The organism is Citrobacter sp. KH_055_1 (assembly GCF_057838705.1).
In genome coordinates, this window is record NZ_CM174473.1 from 3,016,001 (window position 1) to 3,032,849 (window position 16,849).

Here is a 16,849-nt window from a genome sequence, read left to right on the forward strand (position 1 = left end):
CTTTTCTTTCCCGCCGTACTCCCGCAGGGTATCGCCCTCGCGTATCACTGTTTTCATCCTTCATCCCTCCCTGAATCAGGCCATTACTGTCGCCTTAAGATTTTCCGCCCAACTGGACTCAATCACTGATTTTGCCAGCGCCAGCCGCCGATCGCTGATGACCTGAGTTTGCTGTGCAACCACCGTGCCGGGATCCATCGTTGGCGCCTGCAGCTGTGCGGCATCAGGCAGCATCGGCAGCGGTTTGCCGGAAAGCAGATCGATGGCCTGCGTTTCGAGGTAAATGGCCCCCACGGTACCGGCAAGCCCCGCGAGTTTGCCCTTCGCGCTTTTCTGCTTGATGATAACGGCCGCGCCTGCAGCAAGGGTCGCGACCCCCACTACCGCCCCGGCAATCATCAACGGCGTCATCGGCTTACTGCTGCTGCTGCCGAAATAGATCATCCGGTAGAGGAAATAGCTGCCCCAGGGTTCGCGGGAGCCGAAGGCGTTGTGCATAAACCACGCGCGGGAATCATGGATCTGATCGTCAAACAGCGCCCGCACAAGCCCGCCAGGCTCAGTCGCGTTACTCGCTTCTCCGGCTGCCGGGAAAAGCACGGCCTTGCGATCGTCTCCGGCAGTTTTTATTTTCAGCCACTCGCCGTACTCATTGTCGTTATTCAGCAGGAAGATGGCGTTACTCATTGAATCAACGGCAGTAAACAGCCAGTTACCGGTATTCGACCGGGAGAGGCCGCTGTAATCTTCCCTGAACTCCTCAGCGGCCTGACGCAGCTGGGTTTGCCCCAGCGCGGCGTCGAAATCCTTCGGCCCTGGCGGGAGCATCTGGAAGCCCTCTTCAGGTTTATGTTCGGCAATTTTTGCCTTACGAGCATCCTCAACGTCCTTCTGTAAACCCGCTCTTTTTTCCTCAGACTGCTTTCTGACCAGGGGATCACTGTCTTTATCCAGCCCATTAGCCGCAGAATCGACATAGAAACGCTGGGTCTTGTAGGTTCCCCTGGCATAGCGATTGATACGCCACGCAGTGATCCAGCCCATCTGATCTTCAAGGGCTTTTTCCAGACTGACCGGTGCGCGCGGCGGATCGTATTTTGCGGCTTGTTCGGGGGGGATGGGCTCGGAAGACTTGGTCAGCCCCAGTGTTATTTCACGCCAGGCGTTGAAACGGCTGACTACTATTTCTGAGATGTAAAACTCCGAAATGCTTCTACCATCCATAGCTCTCCATTGCTGGGAACTTAGCTCTTTGGACAGTACATTCTCGGGTACTTTTAAAGGAGCTCCGGATTCAAAGGCAGAGGCATACATTTCATGCAGCGCTATTTGCGACAACAAATAACCGTCGTTGTCTGCACTGGCCTTTCCTTGATCCCCCGGTGGATAGCCTCCCCCTAAATCCGAGTGCATCCCCGGATAAACCACCTCCCAGCTGTTGGCTGGATACTTTCCATCCGGACGGCGGATCGAATCCAGCGGGAAACAGAGCCGCTGCTCGTGGGAAGAGACCAGATGGACGCATTTTTTGATCAGCCCACCGTAGACCTTCTCTGCCGGCAGCTCCTGGGTCCCGTCCGCCCAGCCCATATGCCCTTCCGCCACCGGGGCGATATGTGCTACCCCTACCGAGGCCACCGTATCCAGCAGGCCAAGAAATTCGACGCTGAGCGGAATTTTCAGCCCCCCTGCCGCCAGGCACTGCTCGGGCTTGTCTTTCCCCTCCTCAGGCTTTGGCAGCTGTTCACTGAGCCATTTAACAAAGGCTCGCGCCGCCGCTGCGCCGCGCGAAAAACCGTACACGTACAGTTTGATCCCCAACAGCTTTGGCTTTCCGGGCTCAGTAGGGACTAGGGCCCTTTGCAGTGCTGGTGCCATATCTTTCAGCAGACTCTGGAAGGTCTCAAAACGGTTGGCTGCGCCGGTCAGCCCAAAGGACGCCATAGAGGTCGCCATTTTTTCCACCGCCTTCCAGCTTTCATCGTCCGACAGCGTATCCAGGCCCATCGTCCGCTTCAGGGCGTCGATAATCCGCAGCAGGCCCCAGTTGATTCTGTCCTCCCCATGGGTCGCTGCCGCCAGCCCCATCATGCTGAAATCCAGATCGTTAACCTCGGGGAAAGGCGTCCCAACGCCGGGAACATAATATTTGTAGTATTTATCACCACCACTGCCGCTGGCATCCAACAGCTCCGCTTTTTTGTCCGCCAGCCCCCCGACGTAGCCCTGCCCGATAGTGGCACGAAACAGACGGGCAATATTGGTCGGGTGCTTCGGGTCAGCAATATACAAGTCGTGATTAAGATTATTGCCGGTGCCGTCAAAAAACAGGCTGATATGCAACGTTTTACAGCAAGGGGGCTCCACGCGTCGCCCGGCGGCCAGGCACAGCGCCTGCCGGTAGGCCAGCTCGTGGCTGTCCTGCTGCGCGCAGTTTGTGCCAGCCAGCGCAGCCTGAGTGGGTAAACGCCCCTGAGCCGGAAACACCGGCGGGAACCACGCCAGATCGGTGATTATTTCGGACATACTTTCGGCTCCGGCATCTGTAGCGGCTCGTTGATTGGATAGCCCGGCCGGCCGGGGCTCACACAGCTAGTCGTCACTTTCACCTCATCGCAGGGCATAAAGTGTACCGTGATCCCGCAGGTCTTTTGCCCCGTATAATCTGGTACTGGTACCACTGCGCTGTGCTGCTTATTCTGGGCCTTTATTTTTTTTTCCCAGGCCAGATACTTAGCGTCATCACCAAACCCCGGAAAATCTGCTGAGCCACCCACTCCAGTTTCCCAGTCGATTTTGACCGTCATCCCCGGCCGCCATTTCGGGGGAACACCATAGCAGCAGCCGCCCCCGCCGCCCTGATACGGCCCGATAATATCAATCCCCGACTGACCGTTGACGCTGAAATGGTTGATCGCCCATTTGGTATGGTTGATGGCAACAATGGTTCCACCACCGCCGCTTCGGGTTTCGGCTTTCGCTGTCGGCTGGCTACAGCCCGCCAGCAGCAGGGCACCCAGTAGCACGAGGTAATGTCGTATTTTCATTTTGCATTCCTTTTATGAAGAAACTGATGACATGCGTTTTGCTTAGCCATGACTTTTCGGGATGGCATGGCTAAGCATTACTGAATGGAAAAAACGTCAAACGGTAATTAGCGCCTGCGGGCGGTTGTCCTGCTGCGCGCAGTTTGTGCCAGCCAGCGCAGTCTGGGTGGGTAAACGCCCCTGAGCCGGAAATGCCGGCGGGAACCACGTCAGATCGGTGATTATTTCGGACATACTTTCGGCTCCGGCATCTGTAGCGGCTCGTTGATTGGATAGCCCGGCCGGCCGGGGCTCACACAGCTGGTCGTCACTTTCACCTCATCGCAGGGCAGAAAGTGTACCGTGATCCCGCAGGTCTTTTGCCCCGTATAGTCCGGTACCGGTACCACCGCGCTGTGCTGGCGATTCTGAGCCTGCATCTCTTTTTTCCATTTTTGAAACTTCTCTCTATCTGCAAAACCAGGAAACCCCTTTGATCCGCCCACTCCCGTTTCCCAATCTACCCTCACCGTCATACCTGGCCGCCACTTCGCCGGCACGCCATAACAGCAGCCCCCCCCGCCCCCCTGCCAGGGGCCAATAGCATCAATGCCCGACTGACCGTCGACGCTGAAATGGTTGATCGCCCATTTGGTATGGTTGATGGCAACAATAGTTCCACCACCGCCGCTTCGGGTTTCGGCTTTCGCTGTCGGCTGGCTACAGCCCGCCAGCAGCAGGGCACCCAGTACCACGAGGTAATGTCGTATTTTCATTTTGCATTCCTTTTATGGCTGCTCCTGCGAAAGGCGAGCAACCTCATGACTCCACTTTTAGACTTCTACTGAAGGCCGTCCGGCCAGGGTCCCAATCACCCAATCCTCACGCTCTTTATCCAGTATCATCCCTTTGGCGGTGGCGGAGAGCATACCTGTAAAGCAGGCTGTAAACCGTTCATTTTGCGAGGTAAATCCAGTATCGGGAACATCCCGATGGCGAAGCATCAGCTTGACGTCGCAGATGCACATCAGGGCTTCAAACTGGCTATCGCGCAAAGCGATGTTCTGACACTTCTCGTTGATTGCGGGCTGTGCTCCCTGCCCCATCAGCAATCCCGGCTTCTCGTCGAGATCCAACCAGCTCCAGAACAATGCCGGACGCTGCAGTTGGATCTGCTGTTCCGGTTCCAGAATATGAGAAAACAGATAAGGGAAAATACGGGCATCAAAGTATCTGAACAGCCCTGAATGTCCCTCATGTGTCGCATCGGTGCAGGCAGTTAACCATTCAGCCAGAGTAGTGAAAGGCCAGGGAGAACAGAGCACCAATAGCGGGGCTGTCTTTTGTACTTTCTGAGCCAACTCAATAAACCACTGCTTCTGCTGAGGATCGTTTAAAGAGATCCTGATCAATAGCGGCGACTCTTCAGGCAGGGCATCTTCCGGCAAGCCCTGGAAGAGAGACTGCCATACCAAAGGCGGTGAAAAATCACGCAGCACAGGGATGACGGAAAAATCGATACCGCACTGGTCGAGAATAAAATCAAGATGGGTCATTTTTATATCAGCGCAGGTTTGCTGAAGCAGATTCACCCAGTCAGTGATATGGGTTGTGTTCACTTATGCCTCCCGTGGCACAAAGCCCTGTGCCAGCTGCTGCGCCTTTTTCAGACACTCTTTGCACACAGACGAAGGCAATTCTGGCAGCGGATAATCCTCACTCGACGGGCCCTGTAATTTGTGCTGCCCCTTGAGGCTTAACAGGCCTGGGCCATGCACGTTGATTTCGCCCTGTGGCGTGAGCTTGATGTAAGCGCCACCGCAGGCAAGCGTGATCCCATTTTTTGCCGTCAGTTGCAGGTGCCCCTGGGTAGACTGCACCGTGACATCCTTCATTGATGTGAGCGACAGCGTATCCGCGTGAGATTCCACCGCTAGCGGGCCTTTGGCAGAGACCAGACGCATACCTTCCTGGTGAGCCAGCATAGAGATAGCCTGGCTGGCATTGACGGAGTAACGCTGCGCCGCACTGAGATTAACCTCCCCCAAGCTTTGCAGATACAAACCCTTACCGGTGTGCAGCAATGCCGTTTCCGGTGTGACGGCGGCAATACCTTTCGGTGCAGACATCAACAAAGTCGGCTCTTTGAGTACGCTGGCTCCTGAAACAAGCGCCTGAAGAGGTTGTGCATCCGGTGCGACGTTTTGATGGGTCCTTGCAAGCCCCCCCCATTCTGCAACCTGATTTGCCGCACCTTTCAACAGGCTGATCGCTTGCTCCATCGCCAGAACGTCGCCCTGCGCCTTTGCCTGCCCGTCCACCGAGATAAATATCCCTTTCTGTGCCCGGATGGCTCCCCAGCTGTCGGTTCTGAGCTCAAAGCCCTCGCCGCGCGGCTGTTTCTCGCAGTCGACCAGATGCCCGAGATTCAACTGGCTCTTGCCGCCGTACTCCGTGCTGACCTTGATATGCTCTTTCCCGCGCTCATCATCCAGGCGGATTTTGTTATTCGCCGGGGTGCGCAGGACGTTACGTTTGTAGTTTCGGATAGTGACATGATCACCGTGGGCCGAATCGTGCAGCACGCCGGAAATGTACGGCCTGTCCGGGTTGCCATCCTCAAAGCCGATCGCCACTTCGGTGCCTGCCAGCAGCGGCAGGTGCAGACCGTAGGTGTCACCGGCATACGGGCGTGACTGGCGCACCCACAGGCTCTCGAACCCGGTTTCCCAGTTATCACGGTCAAACAGCATGTTGACGCGATAGCGGCCGTCTTTATCGATGTGACCATAGGTATCGTTCTCGGTGGTGCTCGTAACACGTGCCGGCAATGTGCCCGCCATCACGGGACGTGAGCCTGGCTCAGGACGGAAACTAAAATCAGTGCTGTCCGGGATGCCGTCGAAGTTGACGCCAAAGTCTTCATCACGGCGCGCATGGCTGTGCATCGCCGTGACGACCAAGCCCTGAGCAAACACGTCTGCCACTTCGTACCCGCCGGTGACTTTCAGTACCTGACCCGGAGAGAGGGTCGGGTAGCTGGTGATGGCATGAGTCTGCGTCTGGCCATTCAGATAACGCTCATGACGAATGCGGGCAAAAAAGGCTCCGGACTCCGGGGCCGGATTGCGGTCATAGGCGTTGCCCGGTGTCAGATAATTATCCGCATAGTGATAGGCATCACCGTAGGTGGTGGCATCCCCGCGGGTCGCATCAACCTGGGTGTTCATGTCATCCGTGGCCTGACGGTAGTTGTAATCACGGGTGCTGACCTGCTTCTGCACCACGTTATGATGGCTCTCCATGCCCCAGACCGAATCCACACCTTCAGAATGCTGTCCTGATGGCGGAACCGATGGCAGCGTCAGGCCTTTTTCATACCCCTGCTGACCGTCATAAAACTCCACGACGTCGATGTTCAGGCGCGTATCAGTGGTAAAGCGGAACCAGATACCGACTTCACCCAACAGACGGGTAATAAAGTGCAGGTCATCCTCGCCGTACTGCATCACCTGTTCACGACGCGGGTACTCTTTTGAGAGTGAGAACAGAAAATCCTGACCGCGCATGTTGTGACGCTCGCGCAGAATTTTTTCCACGATTTGTGGGACCGACATATCCTGATAAATGGCGTTCTGATGCGAACGGTCAAGCAGCGCCAGGCGTGGCTGGAGCGTCAGGGCATAGTGGGTTTCATCCTTCGAGGTACTGAGGCGCTCAAAGCCTGTCACCACCCCCTGAAGGGTTCGCACGGCCTGCTGCATTTTGATGCCGTAACCCTGGTCAACCGGGGCCTGCAGCGTCAGGGAGGCCGCTTTCATCAGCATCATTTCTTTGCTGATGGCGTGATCGGCGCTGGTGAATTCAATGCGGTAGCTGAAGGGTTTGCTCAGGGCTTCATCGCCTTCAAATGCCAGAACATCGAGTTCTGCTTCACATCCCTTCACCGACAGCTGGTGATGGTTGTGGCTGAATCTGAACGGGAGATTATTGCTCATGCGCATACTCCTTGTGTACGGCCAAACTCCAGCCCGACACCCTCTTCCTCACTCCAGCTAAGGCATAGCGACTGTGGTTTCTGTTTCGCAGCCATGTGGGTCAGCAACTGCTGACTCAGCACCGGCAGAATCTGCTGATTGAGCAGGCTGTCGACGTTACGCGCGCCAGTGTCCGGCAGCAGGCAGGCAGCAGTGAGTGCGTCATACAGGCTCTCATCAATCTGCGTGGTCAGGCCGTAGTGACGATGTAAGCGCTTGCTGACCTGTGACAGCTTCATTTCCACGATGGTACGCATCGCCGCTTCCGCCAGCGGGCGATAAATCACGGTCTGGAAACGCGCCAACAGTGCCGGCTGGAAGTGGTCGCGTAAAATCGGGCGCAGCAGTTCGTGCAGATCCGCGTCGGTCGATTCCGGCTGTTCGTCCAGCAGCTGCATCATGTGATCGCTGCCGAGGTTTGAAGTCATCAGGATAACGGTGTTGCGGAAGTCGATTTCACGCCCTTCGCCGTCGCGCATAAAGCCACGGTCGAAGACCTGATAGAACAGGTTCATGACGTCGCGGTGAGCTTTCTCCACTTCATCCAGCAGCACCACGCTGTAAGGACGTTTGCGCACGGCTTCGGTGAGAATGCCGCCCTGACCGTAGCCGACGTAACCCGGCGGTGAGCCTTTCAGCTGAGAAACGGTGTGCGGCTCCTGATACTCGGACAGGTTGATGGTAATCAGCGATTTTTCACCGCCGTACAGCACATCTGCCAGCGCCAGCGCGGTTTCGGTCTTACCGACGCCGCTCGGGCCGACCAGCAGGAACACGCCCTGCGGGCCGTTCTCGGACGTCAGCCCGGTTTTGGAGGCACGCAGACGCTGGGCGATAGCCTCAAGAGAAACATCCTGACCGACGACACGCTGGCCGATTTCATTTTCCAGAGTCAGCAGCTCAGTCTGTTCGTCTTTCATCAGGGAAGAGAGCGGCACGCCGGTCCAGTCGGCAATCACGTTGGCAACCGTGCGGGTGTCCACATCCACCTGAACCAGCACGTCGCCCTGTTGTGCCTGTTCGAGCTGCTGCTGCAGATCGGAAATCTCCGCCTGCTGGCTGATGTCCTGGCGGCTGGCCATCAGCTGCTGCGCCAGCGCCTTTTCAGTGCTGAAACGCGATTCCTGCTCCGCAATCCACGCTTCCAGTTCAGTCCGCTGCTGCTCAATGGCACCCAGGCGGTCACCATGGCGGTTGCTGCCGGCGGCGATATCTTCCAACAGCGCCTGCTCTTCCAGTTCCAGTGCGGTCAGTTGGGCTTTCAGGCGCACAATTTGTTCAGGTACCGTATCGAGACTCATACGCACACGCGCGGCTGCGGTATCCAGCAGGTCAACGGCCTTGTCCGGCAGCTGGCGCCCCGTCAGGTAACGACGGGACAGCGTAACGGCCGCACGCACTGCATCGTCAGTGATGTGTACGTTGTGGTGTTCGGCATAGCGAGATTTGAGGCCACGCAGCATAAGACACGCCGTGTCATCATCCGGCTCGTCCACTTTCACCATCTGGAAGCGGCGCTCCAGCGCGGCATCGCGCTCAAAATACTGCTTGTATTCAGACCAGGTCGTCGCGGCGATGGTACGCAGTTCGCCGCGCGCCAGTGCCGGCTTCAGCAGGTTGGCCGCATCCGCGCCACCCGCCTGATTGCCCGCGCCGATAATAGTGTGGGCTTCGTCGATAAACAGCAGAATCGGCACCGGTGACTGCTGCACGGCATCGATAACGTTTTTCAGGCGCTGTTCGAACTCGCCTTTCACACCTGCGCCCGCCTGCAACAGGCCGAGGTCAAGGGTACGCAGGATGACCGGCTTGAGCGATTCCGGGACGTTGCCCTCTGCTATACGCAGCGCCAGACCTTCAACCAGTGCGGTTTTGCCGACACCCGGTTCGCCGACCAGAATCGGGTTATTTTTACGGCGGCGCGAGAGAATATCCACCATCTGGCGGATCTCAGTGTCGCGCCCGAATACCGGGTCGATTTTGCCCTCTTTCGCTTTGGCGGTAACGTCGAGGGTAAATTTATCCAGCGCATTCTGCAGCGCCGGGTTCAGTTCGCCCTCTTTCAGCTCTGCACCAACCGGGCGGCCAACAAACTCCACCTCACTACCATGGCTATGTGCCAGCTCCGCTTCGTGTTGTACGTCCGGACGTTCGTCTGACTGTGCGTCCAGAAGAGGACGCAGGCGCTCCAGCTGGCTCTGACCGAGCGTCAGCAGCGGCCACAGACCATCGCAGCGGACCAGGTTCTGTTTTTCCACCAGGGCCATCAACAGGTGCAGGCTTCGGATTTGTTCTTCACCGTTCAGCGAGGCAATCAGCCAGGCTTCCTGCATCAGGGTCTGAAGGGCGTCAGACAGTTGCGGACGATGGCGTACCGAGCGCGGCTGTTTATCGAGCCAGCCCAGCAAATCCTGCCAGATGGCGTCCATATCCCACTCGTAACGACGGGCCAGTACGGTCAGGTCACCTTCCCCCTGTTCGAGCAGCTTCAGCAGCCAGTGCTCCGGCAAAATTTCCGCATGGGCTCGGGTCTGGCAGAGCGACGCTGCGCCTTCCATCGCACGGGCACAGTAAGGGTTCAGACGTCGCAACAGGATGGCTGGATTTTCCATGAATCTCTCTCTTTGTCGGTTCCTGGACACGCTACCGCCCATCGCTGTTTCCCGTGAAGGGGACCAAAGCGCATATGGTCAGGCTGGCAGTTTGTGGGTTTCTTTGCTGAAAGCCCGTTTCAGACAGGCACTCAGCAAAAAACTGCGGACAGGGCCCTGTCCGCATGCGACTTACGCCGTAGCGCGTTCGTTCCAGGAATCGGAATGAATGATGTTGCCGTCTTTGTAGGTCCAGGTGATTTTTTCGTAACGCAGTTCAATGCGCTCAAGGTGGTTGTGCTTCTCTTTAGAAGGATCCTTGATGTCATACATTTCAGGATTCACTTTCACCACTTTCACGTTTTCCAGTTTGGTGTTGAAGTACTCCACTTCCTGGCCCGCGTCGTTGATTTTGTACCACTTGAATTCCGCAGACTTGAGGGTCTGACCGGTGGTCACCGCCTTGTACAGATACGGGCTGGACGAGTCGATTTCCTTGGTGAACAGGAACGGGGTGTGGATACGGGTACCGGTCAGCTTGCCGGTGTTGTTGTCAGTCGGGATGTACAGGTTATGCTCCTGAGCGACAACTTCGATGCTGCCTTCACGATCCTGAACATCCACAGACCCTTTAATGTCCGCGCCGCCGTCGTCTTTCAGCCAAAGATAAACAGGAATTGCCATCGGATTTACTCCATTAATGTTGAGAAACGTCATCATCCTGCGATGACGCTGTGGTTTTGCCGGGTATCTGACAGGCATTGGCCTGCGGTACCAGACTGATTTCGACACGGCGGTTGAGCGCACGGCCCTCCGGGGTGTCATTGGTTGCGACCGGGCGGCTCTCACCATAGCCCTGCACCGCAAAACAGCTCACCGGCACATCACCGGTGTCACGCATCCAGTCGCGTACCGCTTCGGCACGTTTCAGGGACAGCGTCTGATTAAGTTTCGGATTACCGGTGTTATCGGTATGGCCGGCGACTACAATCAGCCAGCCCGGCTTCGCTTTGATGTCGACCAGCGAATTAACCAACATTTTCGTGGAGCCGGTTTTCAGCACGGATTTGCCGGAGTCGAACAGCGACATGCTGTCGAGTCGGACAATTTTCGGTACCGGTTCAGGTTTCGGCTGTGGTTTAGGTGGTGGCGGTGGAGGCACATACGAACGGATCGCATCCAGCACAGGCATTCGCAGACGCTCCCCCTGATACAGACCAAGGCCCATACGCGCCGGTACGCCATTGCGCGCCCAGCCATCCAGCTCTGCCGCATCGTCACTCAGGACCGCAACAGCATCGGCTTTGGGTCCGAAATCATGCATCGGGATACGGTCATAGCGGGCAATATCGAAGCTCACACGCTGTAGCAACTGGTGATTGTTCCAGCCACTGCTGAGCAGCGCAGCAATGGCCGCCAGCGTGAAAATCCCGAGCGCACAACGGAAGGTTCGCCCACGCGGCGTCAGGCCTCGCCCTTCGGGCAGCAGCGGCAGGATAAAATCCGGGAAGGGGGAGATAACCGTACTGTCCGTTCCAACCGGCTGCCAGCCCGCCACCTGCTGCATCGCAGTGTGACGGGAAAGCCATGCAGTCCAGGCAGATGTGGCCAGACTTCCGGCAAGGATCGGCCCCATTCCCCACAGCACCGCGGTCGGTGCAATGACAGGAACGTCGGGGTTCTCATCCATAAAGACTGCTTTGACGTGCTGATGGAACCAGTTCATCAGACTGTTCATCAGCACCTGTTGCTGCATCGCAGGCGACCCACCGGTGGTAACCCATGCAGCGATTGAACTCGGCGCTGAAGATTCACGCCAGACCCTCATTGCCTGCGCGTCCTGCCAGATATCCAGCGCACTCAGCTCGGATACCGGATTCAGGTTGATTTTTTCAAACAGGGACGCGTAGACCCCGCCCGCAGCAGGACGTTCCAGTACCATACTTTCTCCACCAGCCGCATTCTCATTTTTTACTGACATCAACATCTTCCTTATTAATCCGTTAAATCATCGTGACCGTTATGGCTGTTTTGGGGCCAGGGCTGAGAGTTCGGCTCTGAGTTCTGCGCTTAATGCCGGGTCGAGCAGAATTTTTTCCAGTTCCTTTCGGAAAGCCTGATTATCCAGAAGGTTCGCTTTTAAATCGCGAAGCAAATTACGCATTGAAAGCATCGCTTTCAGTTGCGGTATTTGCCGGGAGACCTGTTCAGGGGTGAAATCCTTCATGCTCTGGAATGTGAGATTAATATTGTCTTCGCTACCATCATCGGCAAGCGTGTTTTTAACGGTCAGATTTACTTTTGGGGAATATTCGGAAAGTACTGCGTCAAAGTTATTTTTGTTCAAATTAACCTTTCCACGCTCTGATAATGGCGCAGACTCCTGACCATTACTGAAAGCACCCGCAACGAGTAATTTAAGGGGGAGTTCGGTTTTCTTGCTGGCTCCCCCCGTATGCAGGTCAAGTTTTAGATTAATACGTGCCTTTGGCACTTCATTCTGGAAACTGTCAGCCATCTCATTATCCCTCGGTTTATCGCTGCGTACACTTTTCAAATGAAAGTTCTTTACATGCAACAATAGAATAATGATCGACTAGAGATCAAATTTACCGATCTTTAATCTCTTTTAAGTAAATTCTTAGGAATTTTCCTCTAAATGTTAATAGCAAATAGTACTGACATGTCAGTAAAATGAACTACCACCAACACACAAAACAAACATTTATGTCGCGACAGTTAAAATGAAAGGAGAATTGTTGATAAAGTAATTTAAATTGATTTAAATCAATGTGGTAAAATTAAAATACCCGTGCACTTTCAAAGATATGGTTTTAGATCAGAAAGATATAAAAGGGGCAGAAAGTCATAGCCTTGCTTCATGTGGGAAACACAGCAATAGCCATAAGGAAAGCATCAGGAAGATAATCGGTTTTATGTCCCGAAAGAGGGCATTTCATTTACTGTCAGGGCTGTATGGCGATCCTATCAGGCTTCAGCATGATGGCAGGGAGTGCATGGGCCTGGAAAACCGCCATACAGGATGACAAACCGCCAGCCACAAGAAATTCAATCGTTGCAATCGCTTGCCCTCATCAGAAAACCGATGAGTCAACGCTGACTTTTTTACCAGCAGTGCAGCAATATCACTGTATTCTTCAGCCAGACCCTCACGCCCCAGTCTCTGTCACTCACCACCGAATTAACCCAGTCCTCTGATTTAAGTCGTTCAATAGCGTAAGTTAGTCGATACAAATACGACTGGGCGGGCAGTGGCCCGATACAGGATGACCACAGATATTCCAGTCGATGAAGTAAGCTGGCGGCAGGACCTTTCATGCTTCTCTGGCGCAACAAACTGCCAATATCAGAGGCAGCAGAACGCGGAAACCGGCGTTGTTTCTGCGCATCCTCAATCATATTCAGGCAATGTTGATAAAGAACTTTATCGACCGTAACTCCAGGAATATTCCGAATAGCTAACACAAGCAGCCAGGTATCCAGCATGTGGTGGATAAGCTCAATAATATCATCGCCAAGCATTATCCAAGAACACTGACAACAAGATGAAACAGATGCCGGTCACTAATCCATCCGATGCATTATTAGAACCACCAACGCAAGCCAGACGGCAATGGCGTACTGCTAAACAATACGAAAAAACCCAAGTCGCATAACGACTTGGGTTTCGTATTTGGCGGAAGCGTAGAGATTCGAACTCTAGAACCCTTTCGGGTCGCCGGTTTTCAAGACCGGTGCCTTCAACCGCTCGGCCACGCTTCCAATGAGGCGCACTATAAACATCCCGAACGGACCTGTAAAGCACCAATGTGTTCGTTTGCCTGAAAAACAGTCAAAATGTTGTTAATCGACTGAAATAACAACAGATTGAACGTTTATTCAGCATAAATATGCTCTTCTGCCACTTAGTGTTTTTTGATGAACATATCTTTGGTGTAGTAATAGCCCCGGTTATCCGGCGCAAATCCCCCTACCCACGGCTTCACCAGATGTGCGCGAACATAGTGATAAATCGGAATGGCTGGCACATCCTCAGCCAAAAGCGCTTCCGCCTGCTGATAATACTTGCCACGTTCTTCCACTGAACCTGCTTTCGCCGCATGACTCATCGCTTCATCATAGGCAGGGTTGCTGTAATGGGTCGTGTTCTCACTATCGCCGGTACGGAAAATATTCAGGAAGCTTGAAGCATCATCGTAATCAGCGATCCACGCATAGCGCACCACATCAAAATTACCGGTGTGCATGGTGTCCAGCATCGTTTTCCACTCCTGGTTTTGCAGCGTCACCTCGACACCCAAATTTTTCTTCCACATCGACGATGCCGCAATCGCAATCCGCTGATGCGTTTCGAAGGTGTTGTAGAGCAAATTTAATGAAAGCGGATGTTCAGGGCCAAAACCGGCTTCTGCCAGTAGTTTTTTCGCTTCCGCAATACGTTTATCCCGCGGCCACGACGCGTATTCTGGCGCGGATAACGTCACCCCGCCAATTTCAGGCTGGCTGATAACCCAGGCTTCCCGCTGCCCCTGCCCCATCACCTTTTGGGCAATGATGTCTTTATCCAGCGCCATATTCAGCGCCCGACGCACGCGCGAGTCGTTAAACGGCGCCCGGGTCGTATTAAACTGGTAGTAATAGGTTGATAACAACGGTGAGACGTGAAGCTCATTACCCATTGTTTTTTTCAACTGGGCAAACTGATTCACCGGCACGCTCAAAACAATATCGATTTCACCGGCCTTGTAGCGGTTAACATCTGCCGCTTCTGAGCTAATAGGCAGATAAGTGACTTTATCAATGACCGTGTGCGCGTTATCCCAGTAGTGCGTATTGCGCACCGCGACAATTCGCTCGTTCACCACCCACTGCGACAGTTCGTACGGCCCACTGCTGACAAAATGCTCTGGTCGGGTCCACTTGTCGCCATAACGGCCAATCAGTACCTTATCCAGCGGTACCAGTGACGGGTGCGCCAGCATAGCCAGAAACGCCGCCGTCGGTTGCGTCAGGGTAATTTCCAGCGTGGTATCATTCAGTGCTTTTACACCCAGCGTGGCGGGATCTTTTTTCCCCTGTGCGATATCGACAGCGTTGGCAATATGCATGTTGCCAGGGTAAGAGGCATACGGTGAAGCTGTTTGCGGTGAAACCAGACGCTGCCAGCTCCAGACAACATCCTGTGCGGTAATAGCAGAGCCATCAGACCAGGTAATACCCGGTCGTAAATGAAAGGTCCAGATGGTGTTATCTTTATTCTCCCAGGATGCCGCCAGTCGAGGCTCGATAGCCCCATCCTGACTGACGGCAACCAGACCGTCGAACATATCGCTGATTAAAGTAAATTCAACGTTGCTTTCAACTTTATGCGGATCCAACGATGCAGGTTCACTCCCGTTATTTCTCACCAGTTCCTGTTTTTCGGCCAATGTTGTTCCTGCAGGAACATTGGCAGCCCATACCGCACCGTTTATCGATATCAAACAGGCGGTCAACAGCGAAAACGTAAATACCTTCGATTTTTGTTGAGTCATTCCCTGCACCTTATTGTTCTGTTTTATGATGACACCGCAGTCACTCTTAAAGGGATGTAGGGGATAACGCAATATTTTTCAGTTACCTATCAGATATCGATCTGACATTTTCAAACATTAAGTGGTAACATCTGATTCAGGCACTTTTGCTGAAATAAAATGCTTAAGTCTGGCGGGTTAAAATGCGTAAAGATGGGTAAAACCGCTGTGTCATTACCCGCGATTTCATTATCCTCCGTCATTAATTACATCTGTCATAAGAGAGTGACTCATGGATCGTATTATTAGTTCATCGCGCGACCGTACATCGCTACTCAGCACGCATAAAGTGCTGCGTAATACCTATTTTCTGCTTAGCCTGACGCTGGCGTTTTCTGCCATCACCGCAACGGCTAGCACCGTGCTGATGCTGCCATCCCCGGGTCTTATCCTGACGCTGGTCGGTATGTATGGCCTGATGTTCCTGACCTATAAAACGGCAGATAAGCCGGTCGGTATTCTGTCAGCTTTCGCCTTCACCGGCTTCCTGGGCTACATTCTGGGACCGATGCTGAATGCCTACTTGTCTGCGGGCATGGGTGATGTCATCGGTATGGCGCTGGGCGGTACCGCGCTGGTCTTCTTCAGCTGTTCTGCCTACGTGCTGACCACCCGTAAAGACATGTCCTTCCTCGGCGGTATGCTGATGGCGGGTATCGTGGTGGTGCTGATTGGTATGGTTGCCAATATTTTCCTGCAGCTGCCGGCTTTGCATCTGGCTATCAGCGCGGTGTTTATTCTGATTTCTTCAGGCGCTATCCTGTTCGAAACCAGCAATATCATCCGTGGCGGTGAAACCAACTACATCCGTGCAACGGTCAGCCTGTATGTGTCGCTGTACAACATTTTCGTCAGCCTGCTGAGCATTCTGGGCTTCGCCAGCCGCGACTAAGTTGTCAACTCGCATTATCCAGCCCCGCTTATGCGGGGCTTTCTTTTTTGCTAAACTGCCGCCAGTTTGACTAACGCAGTGAAGGATTATGTTGATCTTTGAAGGTAGAGAAATCAGTACCGACAGCGAAGGCTATTTAAAAGACACGACCGAGTGGAGTGAACCGCTGGCCGCTGCCATTGCCGAAAACGAAGGTATTACCCTGACGCCCGAGCATTGGGAAGTGGTACGCTTTGTACGCGAGTTTTATCTGGAGTTTAATACGTCTCCGGCAATCCGCATGCTGGTAAAAGCGATGGCCAACAAGTTTGGCGAAGACAAAGGTAACAGCCGTTATCTTTACCGTCTGTTTCCGAAAGGTCCGGCTAAACAGGCAACCAAAATCGCGGGCCTGCCTAAACCGGTAAAATGTATTTAATAGCGGATACTAAATCCCTTTAAATCATCGCCAGGACGGTGGGGTTCGCTGAGAATTCTGTCTACCCTGGCGCTACGCGGGCCCCCAGCCTTTAACCACCTCATCAGTTGTTCCACCTGGTCGCTTTCGCCGCAGGCGACAATCTCTACGCTACCGTCATCCATGTTCTTTGCGTATCCGGTTAATCCCAACCGTTGTGCTTCATGCTGAGTGGTGTAGCGAAAACCCACGCCCTGTACCCGGCCGTGAACCCAGGCAATGATGCAGACTTTAGACATTACGGTTCTCCTT

At 54.2% G+C, this 16,849-nt stretch carries 14 protein-coding genes, 1 tRNA gene and 1 pseudogene; 2 read left to right on the plus strand and 14 right to left on the minus strand.

The window, feature by feature from the left end; all coding sequences use genetic code 11:
- Nucleotides 1–75: 75 nt before the first annotated feature.
- The 13 genes and pseudogenes from AC3ITF_RS14375 to AC3ITF_RS14435 all read right to left on the minus strand — a co-directional run bounded on the left by AC3ITF_RS14375 (nucleotide 76) and on the right by AC3ITF_RS14435 (nucleotide 15,209).
- A complete protein-coding gene (locus tag AC3ITF_RS14375; RefSeq protein ID WP_489175781.1) occupies nucleotides 76–2,526 on the minus strand; it encodes a T6SS phospholipase effector Tle1-like catalytic domain-containing protein in 2,451 nt (816 codons plus the stop codon).
- A complete protein-coding gene (gene tli1a / locus AC3ITF_RS14380) occupies nucleotides 2,514–3,047 on the minus strand; it encodes a Tli1a family immunity protein (protein WP_135912300.1) in 534 nt (177 codons plus the stop codon). Before tli1a (AC3ITF_RS14380) ends, AC3ITF_RS14375 begins: the two co-directional genes overlap by 13 nt.
- A 96-nt stretch (nucleotides 3,048–3,143) precedes the next feature.
- The gene (locus tag AC3ITF_RS14385) at nucleotides 3,144–3,281 is read right to left on the minus strand and encodes a hypothetical protein (RefSeq protein WP_168246970.1); all 138 of its coding nucleotides are present in this window, start codon (nucleotides 3,279–3,281) and stop codon (nucleotides 3,144–3,146) included.
- The gene (tli1a, locus tag AC3ITF_RS14390; RefSeq protein ID WP_135912301.1) at nucleotides 3,269–3,802 is read right to left on the minus strand and encodes a Tli1a family immunity protein; all 534 of its coding nucleotides are present in this window, start codon (nucleotides 3,800–3,802) and stop codon (nucleotides 3,269–3,271) included. The genes AC3ITF_RS14385 and tli1a (AC3ITF_RS14390) overlap by 13 nt, the downstream gene beginning before the upstream one ends.
- A 57-nt stretch (nucleotides 3,803–3,859) precedes the next feature.
- Complete coding sequence (tla1, locus tag AC3ITF_RS14395) at nucleotides 3,860–4,645, minus strand: toxin Tle1 chaperone Tla1 (protein ID WP_135912302.1); 786 nt, start codon at nucleotides 4,643–4,645, stop codon at nucleotides 3,860–3,862.
- Nucleotides 4,646–7,024 carry a type VI secretion system Vgr family protein gene (locus tag AC3ITF_RS14400; protein ID WP_135912303.1) on the minus strand — a complete coding sequence of 793 codons (2,379 nt, stop codon included), beginning with the start codon at nucleotides 7,022–7,024 and terminating at the stop codon, nucleotides 4,646–4,648.
- A complete protein-coding gene (tssH, locus tag AC3ITF_RS14405; protein WP_135912304.1) occupies nucleotides 7,021–9,675 on the minus strand; it encodes a type VI secretion system ATPase TssH in 2,655 nt (884 codons plus the stop codon). Before tssH ends, AC3ITF_RS14400 begins: the two co-directional genes overlap by 4 nt.
- Before the next feature lie 171 nt (nucleotides 9,676–9,846).
- Nucleotides 9,847–10,338 carry a type VI secretion system effector Hcp gene (gene hcp / locus AC3ITF_RS14410; RefSeq protein ID WP_024558534.1) on the minus strand — a complete coding sequence of 164 codons (492 nt, stop codon included), beginning with the start codon at nucleotides 10,336–10,338 and terminating at the stop codon, nucleotides 9,847–9,849.
- A gap of 13 nt (nucleotides 10,339–10,351) precedes the next feature.
- Nucleotides 10,352–11,482: pseudogene (locus AC3ITF_RS14415) on the minus strand (OmpA family protein); the annotation flags it as partial.
- A 192-nt stretch (nucleotides 11,483–11,674) separates the two neighbouring features.
- Complete coding sequence (tssB, locus tag AC3ITF_RS14420; RefSeq protein ID WP_135912309.1) at nucleotides 11,675–12,172, minus strand: type VI secretion system contractile sheath small subunit; 498 nt, start codon at nucleotides 12,170–12,172, stop codon at nucleotides 11,675–11,677.
- 608 nt (nucleotides 12,173–12,780) lie between these two features.
- Nucleotides 12,781–13,197 carry a hypothetical protein gene (locus AC3ITF_RS14425; RefSeq protein WP_168246971.1) on the minus strand — a complete coding sequence of 139 codons (417 nt, stop codon included), beginning with the start codon at nucleotides 13,195–13,197 and terminating at the stop codon, nucleotides 12,781–12,783.
- Nucleotides 13,198–13,349: 152 nt separating this feature from the next.
- Nucleotides 13,350–13,437 (minus strand) — tRNA-Ser (locus tag AC3ITF_RS14430).
- A gap of 143 nt (nucleotides 13,438–13,580) precedes the next feature.
- Complete coding sequence (locus AC3ITF_RS14435; protein ID WP_489175782.1) at nucleotides 13,581–15,209, minus strand: ABC transporter substrate-binding protein; 1,629 nt, start codon at nucleotides 15,207–15,209, stop codon at nucleotides 13,581–13,583.
- 271 nt (nucleotides 15,210–15,480) lie between these two features.
- On the opposite strand from AC3ITF_RS14435, the gene yccA reads away from it, so the two are divergent.
- Together yccA and tusE are read left to right on the plus strand one after the other, a co-directional pair.
- On the plus strand, nucleotides 15,481–16,140 hold the full coding sequence (gene yccA / locus AC3ITF_RS14440; RefSeq protein ID WP_096757630.1) for an FtsH protease modulator YccA: 660 nt from the start codon (nucleotides 15,481–15,483) through the stop codon (nucleotides 16,138–16,140).
- An 88-nt stretch (nucleotides 16,141–16,228) separates the two neighbouring features.
- Nucleotides 16,229–16,558 (plus strand): sulfurtransferase TusE, encoded by a 330-nt coding sequence (gene tusE / locus AC3ITF_RS14445; RefSeq protein ID WP_096757631.1) that lies wholly within the window; start codon nucleotides 16,229–16,231, stop codon nucleotides 16,556–16,558.
- On the opposite strand, the gene yccX is transcribed toward tusE, so the two are convergent.
- Complete coding sequence (yccX, locus tag AC3ITF_RS14450) at nucleotides 16,555–16,836, minus strand: acylphosphatase (RefSeq protein WP_096757632.1); 282 nt, start codon at nucleotides 16,834–16,836, stop codon at nucleotides 16,555–16,557. The two genes, tusE and yccX, sit on opposite strands and share 4 nt — an antisense overlap.
- Nucleotides 16,837–16,849 lie beyond the last annotated feature (13 nt).

Bases quoted from the DNA above. Each gene is read 5' to 3' on its own strand.
- AC3ITF_RS14375 (WP_489175781.1), bottom strand. From the start codon at position 2,526: ATGTCCGAAATAATCACCGATCTGGCGTGGTTCCCGCCGGTGTTTCCG.
- tli1a (WP_135912300.1), bottom strand. From the start codon at position 3,047: ATGAAAATACGACATTACCTCGTGCTACTGGGTGCCCTGCTGCTGGCG.
- AC3ITF_RS14385 (WP_168246970.1), bottom strand. From the start codon at position 3,281: ATGTCCGAAATAATCACCGATCTGACGTGGTTCCCGCCGGCATTTCCG.
- tli1a (WP_135912301.1), bottom strand. From the start codon at position 3,802: ATGAAAATACGACATTACCTCGTGGTACTGGGTGCCCTGCTGCTGGCG.
- AC3ITF_RS14400 (WP_135912303.1), bottom strand. From the start codon at position 7,024: ATGAGCAATAATCTCCCGTTCAGATTCAGCCACAACCATCACCAGCTG.
- tssH (WP_135912304.1), bottom strand. From the start codon at position 9,675: ATGGAAAATCCAGCCATCCTGTTGCGACGTCTGAACCCTTACTGTGCC.
- hcp (WP_024558534.1), bottom strand. From the start codon at position 10,338: ATGGCAATTCCTGTTTATCTTTGGCTGAAAGACGACGGCGGCGCGGAC.
- tssB (WP_135912309.1), bottom strand. From the start codon at position 12,172: ATGGCTGACAGTTTCCAGAATGAAGTGCCAAAGGCACGTATTAATCTA.
- AC3ITF_RS14425 (WP_168246971.1), bottom strand. From the start codon at position 13,197: ATGCTTGGCGATGATATTATTGAGCTTATCCACCACATGCTGGATACC.
- AC3ITF_RS14435 (WP_489175782.1), bottom strand. From the start codon at position 15,209: ATGACTCAACAAAAATCGAAGGTATTTACGTTTTCGCTGTTGACCGCC.
- yccA (WP_096757630.1), top strand. From the start codon at position 15,481: ATGGATCGTATTATTAGTTCATCGCGCGACCGTACATCGCTACTCAGC.
- tusE (WP_096757631.1), top strand. From the start codon at position 16,229: ATGTTGATCTTTGAAGGTAGAGAAATCAGTACCGACAGCGAAGGCTAT.
- yccX (WP_096757632.1), bottom strand. From the start codon at position 16,836: ATGTCTAAAGTCTGCATCATTGCCTGGGTTCACGGCCGGGTACAGGGC.